Below are 17796 nucleotides of genomic sequence, written 5' to 3' on the forward strand. Positions count from 1 at the left end.
GAATACAGCAGTGCAGCAGCCCTAAAACGTCCAAACGGGGGAAATGCCTTAGTTGAATTCTGCACCGAAACTCCCAGCCGTAATCATGGTTTCGTCTGCCTTCTCACGCGCTCCGTTCTCAGCTGTTCCGAACAGCAAGCCGGTTATAAGCAGGCTTCGGAGCATGCTGCTCGTCAAACAGAAACGGCCAATTCTTCCGCCCGCGGACCGGGAAATCATCCAGCCAGGTATAATCGTCCGCCGCTCCCCAGAAGGTCACCGAGGTAATTACCTCACCGTATTCCTTCAGCAGCCGGAACATCACCTCATAACGCTCTGCCTGCAGTTCAAGCAGATCTGCGGGAGGCGATTTCAGGTCCGTCCGTTTGTCGTCAAAGCGGAAGAGTGACATATCCAGCTCCGTTAGTTGTAGCTGTAGCCCCAGCGAAGCGTATTTCTCGATCGCTGCGCGGACATCATCCAGCGCCGGATCATATAAATTCCAGTGCGCCTGCAGACCGACACCATGCACCGGCACATCCTGCTCCAGCAGCGACTTCAGCAGAGCATAGATTTTATCACGTTTATGCGGATGCGATTCATTGTAGTCGTTATAGAACAGCAGAGCCTTAGGGTCCGCTTCATGGGCAAACTGAAACGCCTTGGAAATAAACTCCGGCCCGGCAATATCGAGCCACTTGGACGGGCGGAGCAGCGCTTTCCCTTCATCGGCAATCACTTCGTTGACTACGTCCCAGGCGTAAATATCATTTCTGTAACGTCCGACAACCATATCCATATGTGACTTCATCCGGGCCAGCAGCGTCTCCTTGTTTACCGGACTCCCTGCCTTGTCCTGGAACAGCCAGTCGGTCGTCTGATTATGCCAGACCAGGGTATGGCCGCGCATCGCCAGCTGATGCTTCCGGGCAAAGGCAACCAGCTTGTCCGCCTCACTGAAATCATACACATCCTCTGCCGGATGCAAGCTCTCAAATTTCATTTCATTCTCAGCGGTAATGCTATTGAAATGATAGGCAAGCAAATGTTCCTGCGACACTATCGTCCGCGGATTCACCGCCGCTCCAATCTTGAAATCGTCCGCGAACACCGTCTTCAGCGCAGGCTCGGTAAAGCTGTTAATGCCCCTCATGAGTTGCCCTCCTAAAAGTTTTGTGAGCGTTACTTCACTGGATTCACTTCGTACAAAACTTACTTCAGAAGCATACGCCTAAGTTTTGTTAGCATAGACTCAAGTTTTGTGAGCCTATAATGAGCGGTAATCAAACCAGTCGAAGTAAGCCGTCGCTTCCGTTGTTTTGCCATGGCCTGTAGCGTACAGGCCGATTACGACACCAGTAAAGCCGTTGCCTTCTACCGCTTGCGGCGACAAGGCATAGGCAGCTCCCGAAGCCAGCTTGATCCATTTCTCACCGTCCAAGGAATAGAGAAGATAATATCCGGCAGCATCGGCTGCAATTTTCAGGTAGGCTTTGCCGGTTGGGGCAGGAACCTCCGCCGCAAGCTGTGTATGTCCTTTCACCGTCAAATAGGCGGATATCACTCTTTGGCCGTCTTTTTGTGCCAGGCCAATTTCATAATGCGCCTGCTCATTCATACGGGCGCATAGACCGGCTTCTTCACCGTCCGCCCCGCTATCCAGCTCCAGCAGGGTGCTCCATTCCGCAGCCACATGCTGCTGCCTTCTGCCGGCGAATGCCACCTGGCCGATCTCGTTCAGACTACACGGCTGTCCGCGAAGCGCCAGCCAGCCCGGACGTGCCTGCAAAGACCAGCTGCCCTCTGCCGGATTGCGCAGAAAGGTCAGTGCATACGGCAGTATGCTGTCTGCAAATTCATGCCGGCCATTATACTCGGCAGGCTGCGGCGAACCTTTTGACGGACGCGCCACGTTCATCTCCAGCTCAACTGTTCCTTCATTATTATCAATCATCGGCCAGCCGTCTTCATTCCAGTGCACCGGTGCAAGATACGTCTCCCGTCCGAGCACCCCGTAGCCGTGTTCTCCAAGCCTCACACCCAGAAAGACAGCCCACCAGTTCCCGTCCGGCCCCTCAATCAGATCGGCATGGCCCAAATACTGAATCGGGTGATCAATCCCTCTGTGTGTCAGAATGGGCTGCGGCAGCCGCTCGAACGGCCCGTACGGGGAACTGCTGCGCCCGATAATCTCACGGTGTTCCTTGGCCGTCCCGCCTGAGGCAGCCATAATATAATACAATCCGTTTATCTTGTATAAATGCGGACCTTCCGTCCAAGGCCCGCCGTCGCCGGTCCAGATCACAACCGGTTCGGTCAACGCCTCTCCGGTAGTAATATTAATCTCATATTGGATGACATGGGAATCATAATTAGCTCCCTGCTGAGTGGTCACATAAACTTTGCCATCCTCGTCAAACATCAGGGAAGGGTCGATCCCCCCGAACGGGATACTGACCGGATCTGACCAGGGCCCCGCAGGATCGGTTGCTGAAACGTAAAAGTTGCCTCTTCCCCGCACATCCGTTGTAATCATGTAGAAGGTTCCTTCATGATAGCGGATCGTCGGTGCATAAATGCCGTCGGAGCTGCCGCAGCCGCGGATATCCAGCTGGCTGATCCGGTCCAGCACATGGCCGATCTGTTGCCAGTGAATCAGATCCCGGCTGTGAAAAATCGGCACTCCCGGAAAATATTCAAAGGAGCTGCACACCAGATAATAATCTTCTCCAGCCCGGGTTATGCTCGGATCGGGATAGAAACCCGGAAGAACCGGATTCGTGTATTGTGTTGAAGAAGGGTTCATATTCCTGCAGACAACCTTTCTGTATCGTTAATTACGGCTGCGTTATTCCTTCACACTGCCCACATTTAGACCAACCACGAAATATTTCTGCATGAACGGATAGACGAGCAAGATAGGTACCGAAGCCACTACGGTAATAGCTGCCCGGATCGACAGCGGGGTCACCAATGCTCTGGCCGATTCCTGATCCATCCCTACCCCGGCGGAAACGTTCGGATTGCTGTTGGAATTCATCGTTGAAGACAGCAGCTTCATCAGCTCATATTGCAGGGTACTAAGATTCTGTCTGGAGGAGGTATAGATAAAGGCATCAAACCAGGAGTTCCACGCGCCGACAGCCACAAACAGGGCAATGGTAGCAAGTACCGGTTTGCACAAAGGGAAAACAACCTTCATGAAAATTCTGAAATCCCCTGCACCGTCGATTCTCGCCGACTCCAGCAGACTTTCCGGAATCGTGCCGATGTACGTACGGATGACGATCATATTAAATGCGCTGATCATGGACGGGAGAATATATACCCAAAAGTTGTTCAGCAGGTGCAGATCCTTGATCAGGAAATACCCTGGAATCAAACCGGCACTGAAATACATGGTGAGTACAAAGATCACAGTGATCGGTTTACGGAATACATATTCCTTCCGGCTTAATGTGTAGGCAAGCATGGTCGTCAGGAAAATGTTTAGAATCGTTGAAATTACTGTGCGCGCCACTGATATCAGAAATGCGTCATAAATCGTCCCCGAGGCAAAGATCGCCTTGTAGTTCTGAACAGTCCAGACTCTCGGCCATAAGTAAATGCCCCCGCGGATCGTATCATTGCCCGCGTTAAACGAAACAGCAATGGTATTGAGGAACGGATATAATGTCACAAGCACCAGGGAGATCATAAAGACCGTATTGAACGAAGTGAATAGAACCGGTTCAAGCCTGCCGGTGCCTAAGCTCTTTTTCATCGTGAAGCCTGCTTTTTGCTGAGGGCTAATTTGTCGGTTATCCATGGTTATAACAGCCTCTCTTCCCCAAGCCGCTTAGAAATTCCGTTAGCCATAAGCAGCAATGTTACGCTGACGACGGTTTTGAAAATCCCGCCAGCAGTCGCGAGTGAATAATTCCCTTGGGCAAGCCCGTATTTAAGCACGAATATATCTATCGTTTCCGCCCAGTCCACAACAAGCCCGTTGCCGAGCAGGTACTGAACCTCAAAGCCCGCTTCCAGGACATGCCCTATGGACATAATCATCAGAATTACGATCGTTGCTTTAATACCAGGCAAAGTTACAAACATCATTTTCTTGTAGCGGTTCGCGCCGTCAATTTCGGCGGCTTCATAAAGTGCTGGATCAATGGAAGCAATGGCCGCGAGATAAATAATCGTATTCCAGCCGACTTCCTTCCATACATGCGAGGCACCTACTATTCCCCAGAAATACTTGCCTTCACTGAGCCATAGAATCGGTTCTTTAATCAGATGCAGCTTCATCAGAACGATGTTGACAATCCCGTCATTGATGGACAGCGAGGTGGCCACAATCCCGGTAACAATAATCCAGGACAAAAAGTGCGGCAGATAGGAAATTGTCTGCACGGTTCTTTTCCAGAACACCTTCTTGATTTCATTCAGCAGCAGCGCGAGTACGATGGCCGTAACAAAACCAAGCACAAGATTGATAATCCCCATCGCCAATGTATTGCGCAGCACCCGGAGGAAGTTATCATCGGTAAACAGAAACTTGAATTGCTTCAATCCTACCCATTCCTGTTCGCTGAAGGACTTGGCCGGCTTGTAATTCTGGAAAGCCATTGTCCAGCCCCAAACGGGGACATAGGCAAAAAGAATAATATAGAGCATTAGAGGTACAGACATCCATATGAGCTGATTCTGGCTTTTGATCAACGACCAGGTGACGGGCCGCTTCTTCTTCTTTTTGTTGGGATGCCGGACGACGGTATCTATTTCTAGGGTCTCATCCATAGTTGTTGTCTCCCCACTCCATTATTTTAATTTAGCAGGTGGAAGGCCGGAGCCGGCCCCCCACCTTTGCTTCGTTATTTACTCCAGTTATCAATTCTCCATTTTATCTGCTCATTGATCTTGTCTTCATAAGCCTTTACATTGGCCTTCTTAACCTCTCCGACATAATCGCCCCAGACGGAATCAAATTCAGCCGGGCTGGCAAGGATGGCTTTAGGCAGGAACTTTGTCGACAATTCATTTAGCTTGGTGCTGGCAATTTTGGCATCTGAGCCTTCCACCAAATCGATGGACCAGGCCGGGTAATAGACAGGGTTAGCAGGGGGTTCGCTGAAGAAATCGACATAGCTGTTAAAGCCATAAGCATCCAGGAACTCCTTGTCAAAAGGTTTTAAGCCGGCTTGATATTCTTCAGGCTGCTCGGATACGCCGGTGGCATTGCCGTCGTTGAAGCTGCCCTCGATTTTAGGCATCCAGCTGTACAGCGATTTGGCCTTGTTGGCAAGCTGCCATGTCGCATCTGTAGCTTTATCGCGCTGCTCCTGCGTTCTCATGAAGCGGCCTTTCTCGTTCACGATGTAATCCTCGCCTTCAATCCCCCAGGCAAACGTCTTCTGCCAGTCTTCACTGATCAGTGTATCCAGCAGTTTGATAATCTTCACCGGATCTTTAGCGTTGATGCTGATCCCGAAGCCGTTGTTCAGGTTCAAAGCCGCTCTATCGCGATAGTAGTCTTTAGTAGCCGTGTCGTATACAAGCGGAAGACCTACGTAAGTACGCTCGATTTTATTCTGCGTGGTCAGCGATTCTTCGGCGGAGCCAAAGTTCCAGTGCTGGTCAAACATCCCCAGAACCGTACCGCTGGATAGCTTCGCCATATACTGGTCGTAGTTCTGAACAAAGGTCTCTTTGTCGATCAGGCCCTTCTGGTTGACTTCGTTCAGTTTCTGGTAGTATTGCTTGGCATAATCTTTGTCTGCAAAAATTTCGGCCACACCGTCATTTACAACTACACCGCCATCGTTCGGATGGCCGATCAGATGCTGCGGCGCATTGAACAGCCCCCAGTTTCTCCAGTCAGAGTTAAGAATTTCGAACCCGATGGTCGGGCTTCCGTCAATCTTTGGATATTTCTCCTTATATTTTTCAATCAGATCGAAATATTCATCAAGCGTCTTGACCTTTGGATAACCGAACTCCTTGAGAATTGCCTTTTGAATCCAGAAGGCAGGCCCCGAGTAATAGGCACTATTGACCTTACCGTTGTACACCCCGTAATTTGGCAGGATATAAATATGTCCGTCATTCGGGTCTTTCATCATGTTCCAGTAATCAGCGTAATGCGCTTTCAAATTCGGTGCGTATTGTTCAATCAAATCTTCAAGCGGAATGTAGGCGCCTGCAGCCGTCAGCTTCGTATTGCCCGTCATCATATCCGGGTAATCCTGGCCGGCAATCATAACACCCAGCTTCTGGTTGATGTCGCCCGCCAAAAATTCAAAATTAAAGCTGGCACCCGTTTCTTCTTTGATTTTCTTGTAAATCTTATTGTCCGGTGTCGGCTGCTGTCCGGCTTCGCCGAGGAAGATGCTGATGTTGAACGGCTCGGCTTTGTCGCCCGTAGTTGCAGCCGCCGCTGTAGTTTGTGCTCCACCAGTCTCTTCCGCTTTAGCGTTGTTCTTGGTGTTGTTGTTGTTCCCGCCGCATCCGGCGAGGGTAAAGCTCAGGGATAACAGCATAATCAGGGAAAACTTAAACGTTGTTTTAGACTTGCCCCCCATAAAGCACCTCCATAATTTTTGACGCTGCATCTTGTAAGCACTTACATTTATAAATTATAGAGGTGATAATGCCTGTAAAATACGACTGAATTAAAGGTGTATCCCCAAAAAGTTTAGAACTTTGCATTCCGGTATTCATTCGGACCCATATGCATTTTCTTCTCAAATTGCTTCAGAAACTGTCCATAATTGGCATAGCCCACCTGCTCGGCAATTTCTGAAAGCTTTAATTTATGCTCACGCAGCAGCAGCGTAGCCTCCGCAATCCGCAGGTTATGAAGCTGCTCATTGAAGTTAATTCCGTTCTTCTTCATTAGCAGCTGTCCCAGATAAACCGGGTGCAGGAAAAAGACTTCTGCCAGCTTCTGAATGCTCAGGCTTTCACGGTAATGCTGCTGCATATACTGATTGATCTCCCGCACAATCCCGTGCGAGCACTTGTCCTGCTCCTGCAGAAGCAGTTCAATACTGCTCTCACCGAAGACCCGCAGGTGGTCCATTAGCCCGCTCAAACTCATCATGGAATGCTGAATTTCAGGAAGCTTAAAGGCCTTGGCCGTATTCTCCCCGTGTTCTCCGCCCGCTTCAGGGGTCAGCTCCTGTATGCGGTACATAATATGAATTGCAAACTTCTTCACTACCTCCGGGGCGACCCGCTTCTCCCGAAAGCCGCGGGCTGCCGCTTCAACTGCCTGGCGGTAACCGGCAATATCCAAGGTATTGACCGGGCTGAGCAAGGCATCGATTAGCCGGATAGGATCATAGTGATAGCTGAATGTCTGTTCACGGATCTCCCGATAGGCCAACAATCCGGGATTCTCCGGCTGGTAGAAGTAATGCATAAGCGCTTCTTTGGCCGTCCGGTAGCAGTTCGCTATATTGCATAAGGATTCTTCACAGTCTCCACCTGCAATAAATAAGGGCTGGCCGGGGTACGCCTCACGCAAGGCAAGCGTCAGCTCATGAATGCCGTCGCCCTCCACGGCATGCGGGGAACTCCCGTACACAATGCCGAAGCTTCCCGCCTCCAGATCAATCAAATACATCGCAGCTTTCCCGGTCAGCAGGGATGCCGCCTTTTCTCTTACCTCCGCGTACATTTCCGGCGTACTTTGAATCAGGCACAGGTTCCAGTAGCTGATACCCTCCGACAGCCTGGCATACAGCGCAGTATAGGTCTTGTCCACCGGATTTTCATTCAGCAGTTCCTTAATAAGAGTACTGCTCTCCTCCGACGCCGCGATCAGATTCATCATCCGGCTGCGGGTCTCCTGCTTCAGCTCCTGATGTATTTCCCGCAATTCCTCCGCCGCCTCTTCCGGAAATACCGGTTTGAGCAGATAATGGTTAATGCCATACCGGATAGCTGTCTGGGCATATTCGAACTCGCTGTAGCCGCTCAATATGGCAAATTTAATCTCTCTTTGGCCCTCCCGCTGCCAGGCGGCAATCATCTCCAGCCCGTTCAGCAGCGGCATATTCACATCCGTAATGACCAGATCCGGCTCTAGCTCTTTCATCTGCTGCAGCCCTTCCCTGCCATTGCTGCTGGTTCCGCACACCTCGAACCCCAGCTCCTGCCAATCAATCCACAGCAGCATACCCTCCAGGGCACTCGGCTCATCATCAATCAACAGCACTTTATACTTCATAAGTTCCCCTCATTTCCCGGCGGACTAATTTGTTCAAGCAGCTTAAGCGGGATACCGAAGGAAACTATAGTCCCCTGGTCCGGCGCACTGACAATCTCAAAGCGGACCTGATCCGCATAATTCAGCTCCAGTCTGCGGTACACGTTGCGGAGTCCGATGTTCGCTCCAGAGGAGTCCTCCGTGGAGATCGCGGACAGCAGCTCTTTCAGCTTCGCGGCTTCCATCCCTTTGCCGTTATCCGAAACCGTGATCTGCAGGCGGTTATCCTGAACTGCAGCTTTCACTTTAATAATGCCAAGCCCCTCTATGGTCTGCAGGCCGTGCTTGCAGGAATTCTCCACAAGCGGCTGCATGCTCAGCTTGGGAATCTTGTACCGCAGCGCCTGCTCATCAATGTCAAACTGATAGTCAAATTTATCCCTGAACCTGAACTTTTCAATCTTCAGATACATTTCAATAAACAACATCTCCTCCTGCACCGACACCACATCCTCCTTCCAGCTGAGCAGCCTGCGCAGCAGCTTCGACAAGCTCTTCACAATATCTGTCACATCGGAGTAGTTGTTTTTGGTGCAGACCACAAGAATTGCATTTAAGGTGTTGAACAGAAAATGCGGGTTCATCTGGCTTTGCAGGAAATTGAGCTCCGCCCTGACCCGCTCCATCTCCAGATTCTTGCTCTGAATCTCCAGCTTATACACATCATTAATCAACGAATTGATCCTGGAGGTCATCCGGTTGAAATTATGGATCAGGCCGCCGATCTCATCCCGGCCCTCGTCGATGCGGATCAGCTCAAACTTTTCGTTCGATACCTTCTGCATATGTCTGGACAGCCGTTTTACGCGGTAATTATAGGATCTTAACATCACGTAGATAAAGCAGGAGGTCAGTAAGGTGACTGTAGTGGCCAGAACTGCCGCATACAGCTGCATATCCAGAATGGCCTGGGTAAGCCGCTCTCCCTGGGTAATTCCAATGATTCTCCAGCCCTTGAGGTAATTGGCTGTACCCACAGCCACAACATGAAGGTCCTCCTGCTGGCCGTCATCCAGCTGTTTGAACAGCGGATACGGCTCATTTGTCACCCGCTGGTAACCGCCGTCCGCTGACATGACGATCTGATTCTGCTCATTGACCAGGTATAGGCTAAGATAGTCCTTTTCCCTGACAATGATGTCGTAAATTTCACTTAGATCCAGATCAATCCGCAGCAGCTTATCAAATTTATTCAGTGAGCTGTAATTGTCCATCTGCTCAACTACGCTAAGTGTGGGAATGGAGGAGGTACTGAGCTCATTCTCGCTAGTCCTGTAAGCGGTGACAATAACCCGGTTGCCCGATGCTTTCGCCTGCTTGTACCATTCGCTCTTCCAGACCTTCTGGTTCATGATCTGATAGTTGCCGCCGGACACAATCGATGTATTATTGGTGAACACACTGATCCGCTCGATCTGATTATTCACCGGCATATAGCTGTTGAGCCGGTCCCGCAGCTGCTCATCATAGGTATTGTAAAAGTCAATCGAGTCCTTATACGTCCGGTCCAGCATTTCATACAGACTCTTATCCGCAGACAGCGTGTAGCTGACAGCTACACCACCTTCGATAAAATCATGAACGTCCTTTCGCGCCCGCTCCAAAGAAATCTCCAGGTTCTGCTGCTCCCTTGATTTGATCAAATCCGAGATCCGGTCCAGAAAGACCAGATTGATCACCATAATCGGCAACAGCACACCCACGATGTAAATGAGGATGAACTTATAATTCAGCGGAATGTCGTTGACGATATTTCCGAATCTTTTTACTTTTTTGGTTTCCACGCCTCATGCACCCGGCTTTCTTAGAGCTGCTTATTCTTTTTGGCATTTTTATAGACCGAGGGCACAACACCCACGATCAGCTTGAATTTGTCGATAAAATAATCCGTATTGGAGAACCCCACTTGAAGGGCAATATCAGATATTTTCAGCTGCGTCCGCTTAAGAAGTCCTTTCGCGGCTTCAATCCGTTTCTCATTCAAATACTCGCTGAAGCTGCGGCCGGTCTCTTTACGGAACAGCTGTCCCAAATAAGCGGAATTCATGTGGAAATGCCTCGCCAGCTCCTGAAGCTGCAGCTTGTTGCGGAATTCAAGATCGACATACTGGATAACGTTAAAAATCGTATTCCCTTCATTGGCGCTGTGCAGCTCTGCCAGATAGACAGCTGTCTGCCTGCATAGTCCATCCGCATATTTGCCCAGCATAAAATAATCGCCGAGACTGCCGAGTTCTCCATATTCCTTCTGAAGCTCGTTCATAAGGATAGCCGGGTCCCCGTTCATCTCCGCCAGCAGCCGGCATAACGTCATCTCCAGGTGAGCCACCTGAGCCTGCACCGCTTCAACAGTCAGCAGCTGTTCTGCAAAAGAAGCGAACAGTTCCCTGATGCCGGGTTCAATTCCAGCCGTATCGTTAGCCTTTACCTTCTCCAGCAGCCTCTCCAGACTGTCATTCTGAAGCTCCGTCCCTGCACTCATTCTCTTGAGGTCACTATAAAAAAAGACTCCGCCCTTCTCCCGGTGGTACTTCAGCTTCCATACTTCAAGCGTCTGCGAATAAATTTCCCGCATGGACTCTATCCCGGTCATTCTGTCACTGATCATAATGGCTGCCGGCTCAAGCAGCTGTTCCGCAAGTGCTTTCTGGAGCCGTCTGGCATTCTCCGCCAGACTATCGCAGCTGATCGAAGCCGACTGAATCATCATGCCCGACCTGCCCGCCGCATCCTGAAAGAAACAAGTGGATTCCCAGGGGAAATAATCGTTTAGGCGCTGGTCGATATCGACGGCGGTATAAGGCGGGGCGATAAGAATGCATACCAGCTCCGTATCCGGCTGCAGGTTCAGCAGATTGACCGCCATCATCCGCAGCTCTTCACTATGCTCACCCTGAATCAGGCGAGTGATCAGATTATTTACGATAAATGCCCGCTTTTTCTGACGATCCACATTGGAAGCGATTTCATTTTGGATGATCGTTTGCATCTTGCCCAGCAAGGACTCGATTTCTTCGTCGTCAATCGGCTTCAGCAGGTATTGATCCACCCGTTGACGGAGCGCGGTCCGGGCATACTGGAAATCATCATAACCGCTTAGAATGACAAACTTTGGCGGCATGGCCATACTTACATTCAGCTTGGCAATCAATTCGAGACCATTGAATACAGGCATATTGATATCCGTTAATACTAAATCCGGTTTCTGCTCCTGGATAAGCCTGAGCGCATCCGGGCCGTTCAAGGCTTCCCCGCATATCTCAAAACCGAACTTCTTCCAATTCACCATCGTTCTCAGACCTTCAAGAACCCACGGTTCATCGTCAACAAGCATGACTTTCAGCATGAGTCTCGCTCCTTCATATCCTTTTTTTTATAGACAGATACGATAGCAAAATTACTATAGATCATGCTAACACAGATAGACCGAGTTATGGAATAGGCTCTGGGCATATATACTGTATCCAATAGAACTTCCCATTTCAGTAAATTTTGGGAATTTCCCAAGATGCTCCCCCGCAGGAGCCGCAAATCCTTCGGAACAAAAAGGGATGTTCCCGGCCTTCTTTTCAAGGCTGTGGAACATCCCTATGTTTCACTCAAACTTGCTGTTCTTGTGTCTCAAGCTCCTTGCGGATCTTCAGAAATACCTGATAACTCCGCTCGGCGCATTCCGAAATGGCTATCGGATGGAAGCCGGGCAGATCGGCGTATAGTGTGTCATTCAGCGGCGTTGTCCAGCTCGCCGGCAGCTCCTTCGCGCCAAGCTTCGCTCCCATAATCGAGCCTACTGTGGCGCCGTTGCAATCCGTATCCATCCCGCCGTACACAGAGGTGACTACGGCCTTCTCGAAATCATTGCCGCCATAGACAAGTGAGGCGGCGACCAGCGCAGCATTATTATTGGTGTGCACCGGATCATAATGACTGAATTGATCCCAGACTTTGCTCACCAGCTCACGTTCGCTTTTGGCCTTCCGGCCAATATCGATTCCGCGTTTCACATCGCTGGCCAGACGGCTTGTGCTTGGGATCTCGCTGAGCCCGATCTCCAGGATGCGCTCGTTATCCTGCTCGGCGAAGGCGGCGGATATCATCGCGGCATTCAGCATCTCGCCGTAGATTCCGTTCTTCACATGCGAGAACGAAGCGTCCCGCCAGCCCAGCTCCGCCGCGAGCTCCGGATACCCGGCCGCCCCGTAGGCCAAACCGTCCGCGCGTATTGCGGCGCCGATCCATTCGCGGTACGGATTGAGAAACATGCGCACACGTTCCTGCCGCTGGGGCCAATCCGCCGGCTTTTCTCCATGCATATGGGAAGTTTCCCGGGCAAAATTCATATAGGCCTGGGTCTCTGCTGTGCAGACCTGGCTATACGTCAGGTTTCCATGCCACAGCTTGCCGACATCCCATGAATCCCAGTCCAAGCCTTTCTGCTCCAGCAGCATCAGACCGAGGACCGTATAGCGGATATCGTCGTCACTCTCCATGTACCGGATAGTCTCCCGGGTGCTGGTAAAGGACCAGCCGCTTAAGCCCAGACCGTATTCCTTCTCCGCCCGTGAATGCTCCGGGGTATAGCCGGTAATCGGCCACGCGTCTGCACCCTGGAACCACAGCTCAATATTCTGCCAGCCCGGCCGGCCGTCTTTGCCATACAGGTAATCCCAATATTCCAGCGGCTTGCCCAGTGCACAGCCGACACTTCTGCCCAGCCAAGCCCCGTAGAACTTGTCCCTCCACTCCGCAGGACTCCACCGGGCGTCAAGCTTCCGCGGTCCATCCGGGCGCAGGCTGCGGATTTCCGCAAGACCCGACGGCTCCCGGTACGGGAAATCCTCAGCTACCTTGAGCTCCATCAGCTCGCGGTATACCTCCATAAGCTTCATTTCATCGCTTCCGGCGGCGGCAAGCTTCTCGGTCAGACTGCCGGCCTGGCAGCCTTCTTCCATCCGCTGCAGCAGTTCCAGCCGGACCGTCTCCTGAAGCTGTTCCCATCCAGCCATCCGCTAGTTCCCCCCGGACGCAAGCAGAAGCTCACGGTCAAGTCTGTCCAGCGAATCAAACAGCAGCTTCATGAATGCTTCCCGGTCGATCCCCAGCAGCACCTCCGTGTTCGCGGCGCGGTCCGGTTTCTTCCTTCTGTCGGCCACGGTCATCCCACGGGTCAGCTTACCTTCCGTCTCCACCGTGACATACAAATGTTGTGATTCGAACAGCTCCGGATGCAGCAGCCAGGCCACGGCACACGGATCATGCAGCGCGTTGCCGACATAGCCCATTTTTTTGCCATATATCGAATAGAAATCAAGCAGCTCCCCTACCATGACGGAGACCGGTCCCCGGCGTTTCAGTTCGAGAATTTCATCCTCAAATATAGCCGCCTGATCCGTCACATCCAGACCGCTCATCACAATCGGAATACCGGATTCATAGACGATCCGGGCTGCCTCCGGATCAACATAAATGTTGAACTCTGCGGTCACTGTTACATTTCCGTATGACAAGCCGCCGCCCATCAGTGAAATTTTCTCAATTCTTTCCTTCACCTCTGGGTAAGCAGTGATCAGCAGGGCTATATTCGTTAAAGGTGCCATCGGCACAAGTGTAATCTTCTCCTCCGAAGAGCGGATAATATCCAGCATAAATTCTACCGCCCCCTGATCTACAGGCTTGAATGTGCTGGCCGGAAGCGCCGGGCCATCCATCCCGGATTCCCCATGCGCTTCTGCGCCCGTAACCAGCTTGCCAAGCAGCGGTCCCACTGCTCCTTTGGCCACAGGAATGTCGGCATTTACAAAGCTGAGCACCTTCAACGCGTTGTCGGTAATTTTGTCCAGAATCTGGTTGCCGCCAACCGTCGTAATTCCCCGGATCTCCAGCTTCTCCGGATGAGCCAGCGCGAGCAGAATGGCAATCGCGTCATCATGCCCGGGATCGCAGTCAATAATTATAGGTGTTGGCATAACGTTCGCTCCCTTGTGTGTGTATCTGAATTCTGAATTATTTCGTGGTCGTAGTTTTTATTTTGCGGTTCTTCTTCCGGGTCTCGGAGACCGCGTAAATCACCAGGCCGATGACCGTTGCCACATAAGGAAGCGTCGCAATCAGCTCTGCCGGGATCTTCAGCACCTGGAGCGCATTGGATAGTGCATCAGCCGCCCCGAACAGGAGTGAGGTAAGCGCCGTTCCGACCGTTGTGCTCCGGCCCATTGATTCTGCCGCAATAGCAATCCAGCCCCGGCCTGCAATCATATCGCGGGTAAAGAGCGACAGATAACCCATCGACATATAAGCGCCGCCCAGGCTGGCAAAAAATCCGCTAAGCAGCAGAGCCGCATATTGAATCTTGATCACACTGACACCAACCGACTGGGCCGCATGCGGATTCTCCCCTACGGAACGGATGCGCAGGCCAAGCGGTGTACGGTTCAGCAGGTAATAGACGATCAGCACAGACAGTATAGAGAAGTAGGTCAGAATATGGTGACCCGAGAGGGTCGGGCCAAGCACCGGAATATCCTTCAGCAGCGGAATCTGCACACTCGGCAGCACCTTGCTCGCCAGGGAGGTGGAAGAACCCTTGTCCCCGCTGAGCAGATACAGGATAAATACCGTCCCTCCGGATGCGAACATGTTGATCGCCACACCGCCGAGAATGATATGCGTCTTGAATCTCAGGGTGAAAAAAGCCAGAATTCCGGCGATGACCGTCCCCGACAGCACCGCACCGAGCAGCCCTATCCAGGCACTGTGGCTATAGGCACTTACAATAACACCGGCCAAGGCGGACACCAGCATGATCCCTTCCATCCCGATATTGATAATCCCCGCCCGGTTTGAGATCAGCGCACCCAGCGCGGCGAACAGAATTGGCGTCGTTACACGCAGCAGAGAGAACGCAAAGTCCGTGGTAAAAATAACATCCAGCAGGCTGTTCATGCGTTATTTTTCGCCTCCTTCAGCAGCATCCGGTTTTTCCAGAATTTCAGGAACTGTTCAGCGGAAATCAGCAGAATAATGACAGCCTGGATGATCGAGATCATCTCGGAAGGCACATCGGACAGGCGTGCCATCAGATCCGCTCCAATACGGATATACGCAAGGAAAAGCGCCGAGGCAATCACGGACAGCGGGTTATTTTTGGCCAGCATCGCAACAAGTGCACCGTCCATACCGTAACCCGGCAGTGAGGTCCACTGGAACCGGTTGTACATCCCCAGCACCTCCACCGATCCGCCCATGCCGGCGATAAATCCTGCAATCAGGTGGACGAGGATGATGACCTTGGCGGTCTTCATTCCCGAGTAGCGGGCAAACTCCCGGTTCACACCGGTCATCCGCAGCTCATAGCCCCACTTGGTTTTGTAAAGGAACAGATGGGCGAGCACAATAAGCACCAGCACGATAATAAGGCCGGTATGAATCCGGGTTCCCTGAAAGATTTTATCCAGCTGCGCCGTCTTCTCGAATTTAAAAGAAACGTTGGCGAATGCCTTGGCATCACGAAGATGATAGTTGAGCAGATACAGGCCAATCCCGAACAGGATATTGTTGAACATTAAAGAGGTAACGAGTTCGTTGGCATTCCACTTGGCCTTGAGAATTCCGGGAATCGCCGACAGCAAAGCACCTACAATCGAACCGGCTGCAATCGCCACAAGCGGATGAATCCAGCTGTTCAGGGTCAAATGGACCGCCAGCACCGAGGTCACTACCCCGGAGAAATAAAAGATTCCTTCAGCACCAAGGTTGAACATATTGGCCCGGAACAGCAGGGAGACGGCCAGACCCGTGAACATCAGCGGAATGGCCATCTCGATCACGTTGCCGATATGCCCTTTCGTGGAAATAGGCTCCCATAAGAAAATGCCAATCGTCTTGAGCGGCTGGTCACTGACCAGCGAGATGATCATAAAGGCGATGACCAGGGCAATCAATATGACCGCTGTAGTTCGGATTGCCTCAAAATATTTGACTTTAAACATGGTTTTCGGCCCTCCCGGTGTGCTGCTTATCCTGCCGGTTGATCCCCAGCATATATAGTCCGAGCTCCTCTTCGCTGACCTTAGAAGGCTCATCGAAGCAGGCAACAATCTGACCTTCATACATCACGAGCAACTGATCGCTCAGCTCCAGAATTTCATTCAAGTCCGCCGACACCAGCACAATGGCACAGCTGCCGGAACGCAGCTCCAGCAGCTTCTGGTGAATGAACTGGGCCGCGCCGATATCCACGCCCCGGGTCGGCTGCTCGGCAATCAGCAGCTCCGGTCCGGTCGAACATTCCCGCGCCACTACAACCTTCTGCATATTTCCTCCCGACAGCATGGCAATCGGCTGCTGCGGTCCTGAACAGCGCACTTTGAACTCCTCTACCAGTGACGCGGCCAGGCTGGCAATTCTGGAGCCATGCAGAAGAGGCCCTTTATTCATATCCTTGGAGCGGTAACGGGTAGAGATCAGGTTATCGGAAATGCTCGCCTCCCCGGCTGAGCCCTGCCGCATCCGGTCCTCCGGGATATAAGAAACGCCCAGGCTGCGGATGTCACGAATATCTGATTCCCGGACCTCCGTCCCTTTTACCTTGACTGATCCGGTACAAGACACTCCGCGAAGTCCGCCTGTCAGAGCCTCAATCAGCTGCGACTGCCCATTGCCTTCCACTCCGGCGATTCCGACAATCTGCCCTGCGCGGACAGAGAAATTAATGTCTGACAGTAGCGCCTTGCCCTGACTGTCATGGACACCCAGGCTCTCTACCGAAAGCACGGAGTTCCCAAGAGCCACGTTGTCCTTGTCATATTTCAGGACCACATCCCGGCCCACCATCAGCCGCGAAATTTCCTGCTCCGTTACATCCTTCGTCTGAAAGACGCCTTCGCTTCTGCCGCCGCGCATGATCGAAATCCGGTCGCAGATCGCTTTGACCTCCTTCAGCTTGTGCGAAATAAACACAATCGTATGACCCTGCTCCCTAAGCTGCTGCAGCTCATGGAACAGCTCTTCCGTTTCCTGCGGAGTCAGCACCGCTGTCGGCTCGTCCAGGATCAGGATTTTGGCACCGCGCACCAGTGCCTTCAGAATCTCCACCTTCTGCTTCATGCCGACGGTAAGATCCTCGACCTTGGCTTTGGCATTCACCGCGAGATTATATTTACGCGCCGTCTCTTCGGTCAACCGCACGGCCTCGTTGTAGTTAAAGCTCACGCCTTTGTGCGGCTCCATGCCAAGCACCATATTCTCGGCTACGGTAAAGGAAGGCACCAGCATGAAATGCTGATGAACCATGCCAATGCCCCGGTCAATCGCGTCTTGGGGGGATTGCAGCTTCACCTTTTCACCCCTGATGTAGATCTCGCCTTCACTCGGCTCTTCCATCCCGAACATGATCTTCATCAGGGTCGATTTGCCGGCCCCATTCTCTCCAGCAATCGCATGGATCTCTCCTTCACGCAGAGAAAAGTGAACGTCTTTGTTTGCAACGACGCCATTTGGATATACTTTGGTAATTCCCCGCATTTCCAGCAGAGCGTTCTGCATGGGTCATCAACGCCTTTCAA

The 17796-nt window shown here is 51.8% G+C and carries 13 protein-coding genes; all 13 read right to left on the minus strand.

The window, feature by feature from the left end; translation table 11 throughout:
- Window positions 1-118: 118 nt before the first annotated feature.
- The gene (locus NST07_RS29435; protein WP_342480668.1) at window positions 119-1132 is read right to left on the minus strand and encodes an endo-1,4-beta-xylanase; all 1014 of its coding nucleotides are present in this window, start codon (window positions 1130-1132) and stop codon (window positions 119-121) included.
- A 114-nt stretch (window positions 1133-1246) separates the two neighbouring features.
- Entirely contained in the window at window positions 1247-2785 is a 1539-nt protein-coding gene (locus NST07_RS29440) for a glycoside hydrolase family 43 protein (protein ID WP_341379786.1), read from the minus strand.
- Between the two features lie 42 nt (window positions 2786-2827).
- Entirely contained in the window at window positions 2828-3742 is a 915-nt protein-coding gene (locus tag NST07_RS29445) for a carbohydrate ABC transporter permease (protein WP_341379788.1), read from the minus strand.
- A 47-nt stretch (window positions 3743-3789) separates the two neighbouring features.
- Window positions 3790-4761, minus strand: a complete 972-nt coding sequence (locus NST07_RS29450) for an ABC transporter permease subunit (RefSeq protein ID WP_341096307.1) — start codon at window positions 4759-4761, stop codon at window positions 3790-3792.
- Window positions 4762-4835: 74 nt separating this feature from the next.
- Window positions 4836-6542 (minus strand): sugar ABC transporter substrate-binding protein, encoded by a 1707-nt coding sequence (locus NST07_RS29455; RefSeq protein WP_342480669.1) that lies wholly within the window; start codon window positions 6540-6542, stop codon window positions 4836-4838.
- A gap of 113 nt (window positions 6543-6655) precedes the next feature.
- Window positions 6656-8194, minus strand: a complete 1539-nt coding sequence (locus tag NST07_RS29460) for a response regulator (protein WP_342480670.1) — start codon at window positions 8192-8194, stop codon at window positions 6656-6658.
- On the minus strand, window positions 8191-10017 hold the full coding sequence (locus tag NST07_RS29465) for a sensor histidine kinase (protein WP_342480671.1): 1827 nt from the start codon (window positions 10015-10017) through the stop codon (window positions 8191-8193). The genes NST07_RS29460 and NST07_RS29465 overlap by 4 nt, the downstream gene beginning before the upstream one ends.
- 20 nt (window positions 10018-10037) lie before the next feature.
- Window positions 10038-11579, minus strand: coding sequence for a response regulator (locus NST07_RS29470; RefSeq protein ID WP_341096315.1), 1542 nt, complete (start codon window positions 11577-11579; stop codon window positions 10038-10040).
- A gap of 253 nt (window positions 11580-11832) precedes the next feature.
- The gene (locus NST07_RS29475) at window positions 11833-13239 is read right to left on the minus strand and encodes an ADP-ribosylglycohydrolase family protein (RefSeq protein ID WP_341096316.1); all 1407 of its coding nucleotides are present in this window, start codon (window positions 13237-13239) and stop codon (window positions 11833-11835) included.
- Between the two features lie 3 nt (window positions 13240-13242).
- A complete protein-coding gene (locus tag NST07_RS29480; RefSeq protein ID WP_341096318.1) occupies window positions 13243-14199 on the minus strand; it encodes a nucleoside hydrolase in 957 nt (318 codons plus the stop codon).
- Between the two features lie 37 nt (window positions 14200-14236).
- Window positions 14237-15175, minus strand: coding sequence for an ABC transporter permease (locus NST07_RS29485; RefSeq protein WP_342480672.1), 939 nt, complete (start codon window positions 15173-15175; stop codon window positions 14237-14239).
- The gene (locus NST07_RS29490; RefSeq protein WP_341096322.1) at window positions 15172-16221 is read right to left on the minus strand and encodes an ABC transporter permease; all 1050 of its coding nucleotides are present in this window, start codon (window positions 16219-16221) and stop codon (window positions 15172-15174) included. Before NST07_RS29490 ends, NST07_RS29485 begins: the two co-directional genes overlap by 4 nt.
- The gene (locus NST07_RS29495) at window positions 16214-17776 is read right to left on the minus strand and encodes an ABC transporter ATP-binding protein (protein ID WP_341096324.1); all 1563 of its coding nucleotides are present in this window, start codon (window positions 17774-17776) and stop codon (window positions 16214-16216) included. The genes NST07_RS29490 and NST07_RS29495 overlap by 8 nt, the downstream gene beginning before the upstream one ends.
- Window positions 17777-17796: the final 20 nt, after the last annotated feature.

Origin of the sequence: Paenibacillus sp. FSL L8-0340 (assembly GCF_038593145.1) — a bacterium.
Lineage (GTDB): Bacteria > Bacillota > Bacilli > Paenibacillales > Paenibacillaceae > Paenibacillus_AQ.

Excerpts from the sequence above, each read along its gene's own strand:
- NST07_RS29435 (WP_342480668.1), bottom strand. The coding sequence starts at position 1,132 with ATGAGGGGCATTAACAGCTTTACCGAGCCTGCGCTGAAGACGGTGTTC.
- NST07_RS29440 (WP_341379786.1), bottom strand. The coding sequence starts at position 2,785 with ATGAACCCTTCTTCAACACAATACACGAATCCGGTTCTTCCGGGTTTC.
- NST07_RS29445 (WP_341379788.1), bottom strand. The coding sequence starts at position 3,742 with ATGAAAAAGAGCTTAGGCACCGGCAGGCTTGAACCGGTTCTATTCACT.
- NST07_RS29450 (WP_341096307.1), bottom strand. The coding sequence starts at position 4,761 with ATGGATGAGACCCTAGAAATAGATACCGTCGTCCGGCATCCCAACAAA.
- NST07_RS29455 (WP_342480669.1), bottom strand. The coding sequence starts at position 6,542 with ATGGGGGGCAAGTCTAAAACAACGTTTAAGTTTTCCCTGATTATGCTG.
- NST07_RS29460 (WP_342480670.1), bottom strand. The coding sequence starts at position 8,194 with ATGAAGTATAAAGTGCTGTTGATTGATGATGAGCCGAGTGCCCTGGAG.
- NST07_RS29470 (WP_341096315.1), bottom strand. The coding sequence starts at position 11,579 with ATGCTGAAAGTCATGCTTGTTGACGATGAACCGTGGGTTCTTGAAGGT.
- NST07_RS29475 (WP_341096316.1), bottom strand. The coding sequence starts at position 13,239 with ATGGCTGGATGGGAACAGCTTCAGGAGACGGTCCGGCTGGAACTGCTG.
- NST07_RS29480 (WP_341096318.1), bottom strand. The coding sequence starts at position 14,199 with ATGCCAACACCTATAATTATTGACTGCGATCCCGGGCATGATGACGCG.
- NST07_RS29485 (WP_342480672.1), bottom strand. The coding sequence starts at position 15,175 with ATGAACAGCCTGCTGGATGTTATTTTTACCACGGACTTTGCGTTCTCT.
- NST07_RS29490 (WP_341096322.1), bottom strand. The coding sequence starts at position 16,221 with ATGTTTAAAGTCAAATATTTTGAGGCAATCCGAACTACAGCGGTCATA.
- NST07_RS29495 (WP_341096324.1), bottom strand. The coding sequence starts at position 17,776 with ATGCAGAACGCTCTGCTGGAAATGCGGGGAATTACCAAAGTATATCCA.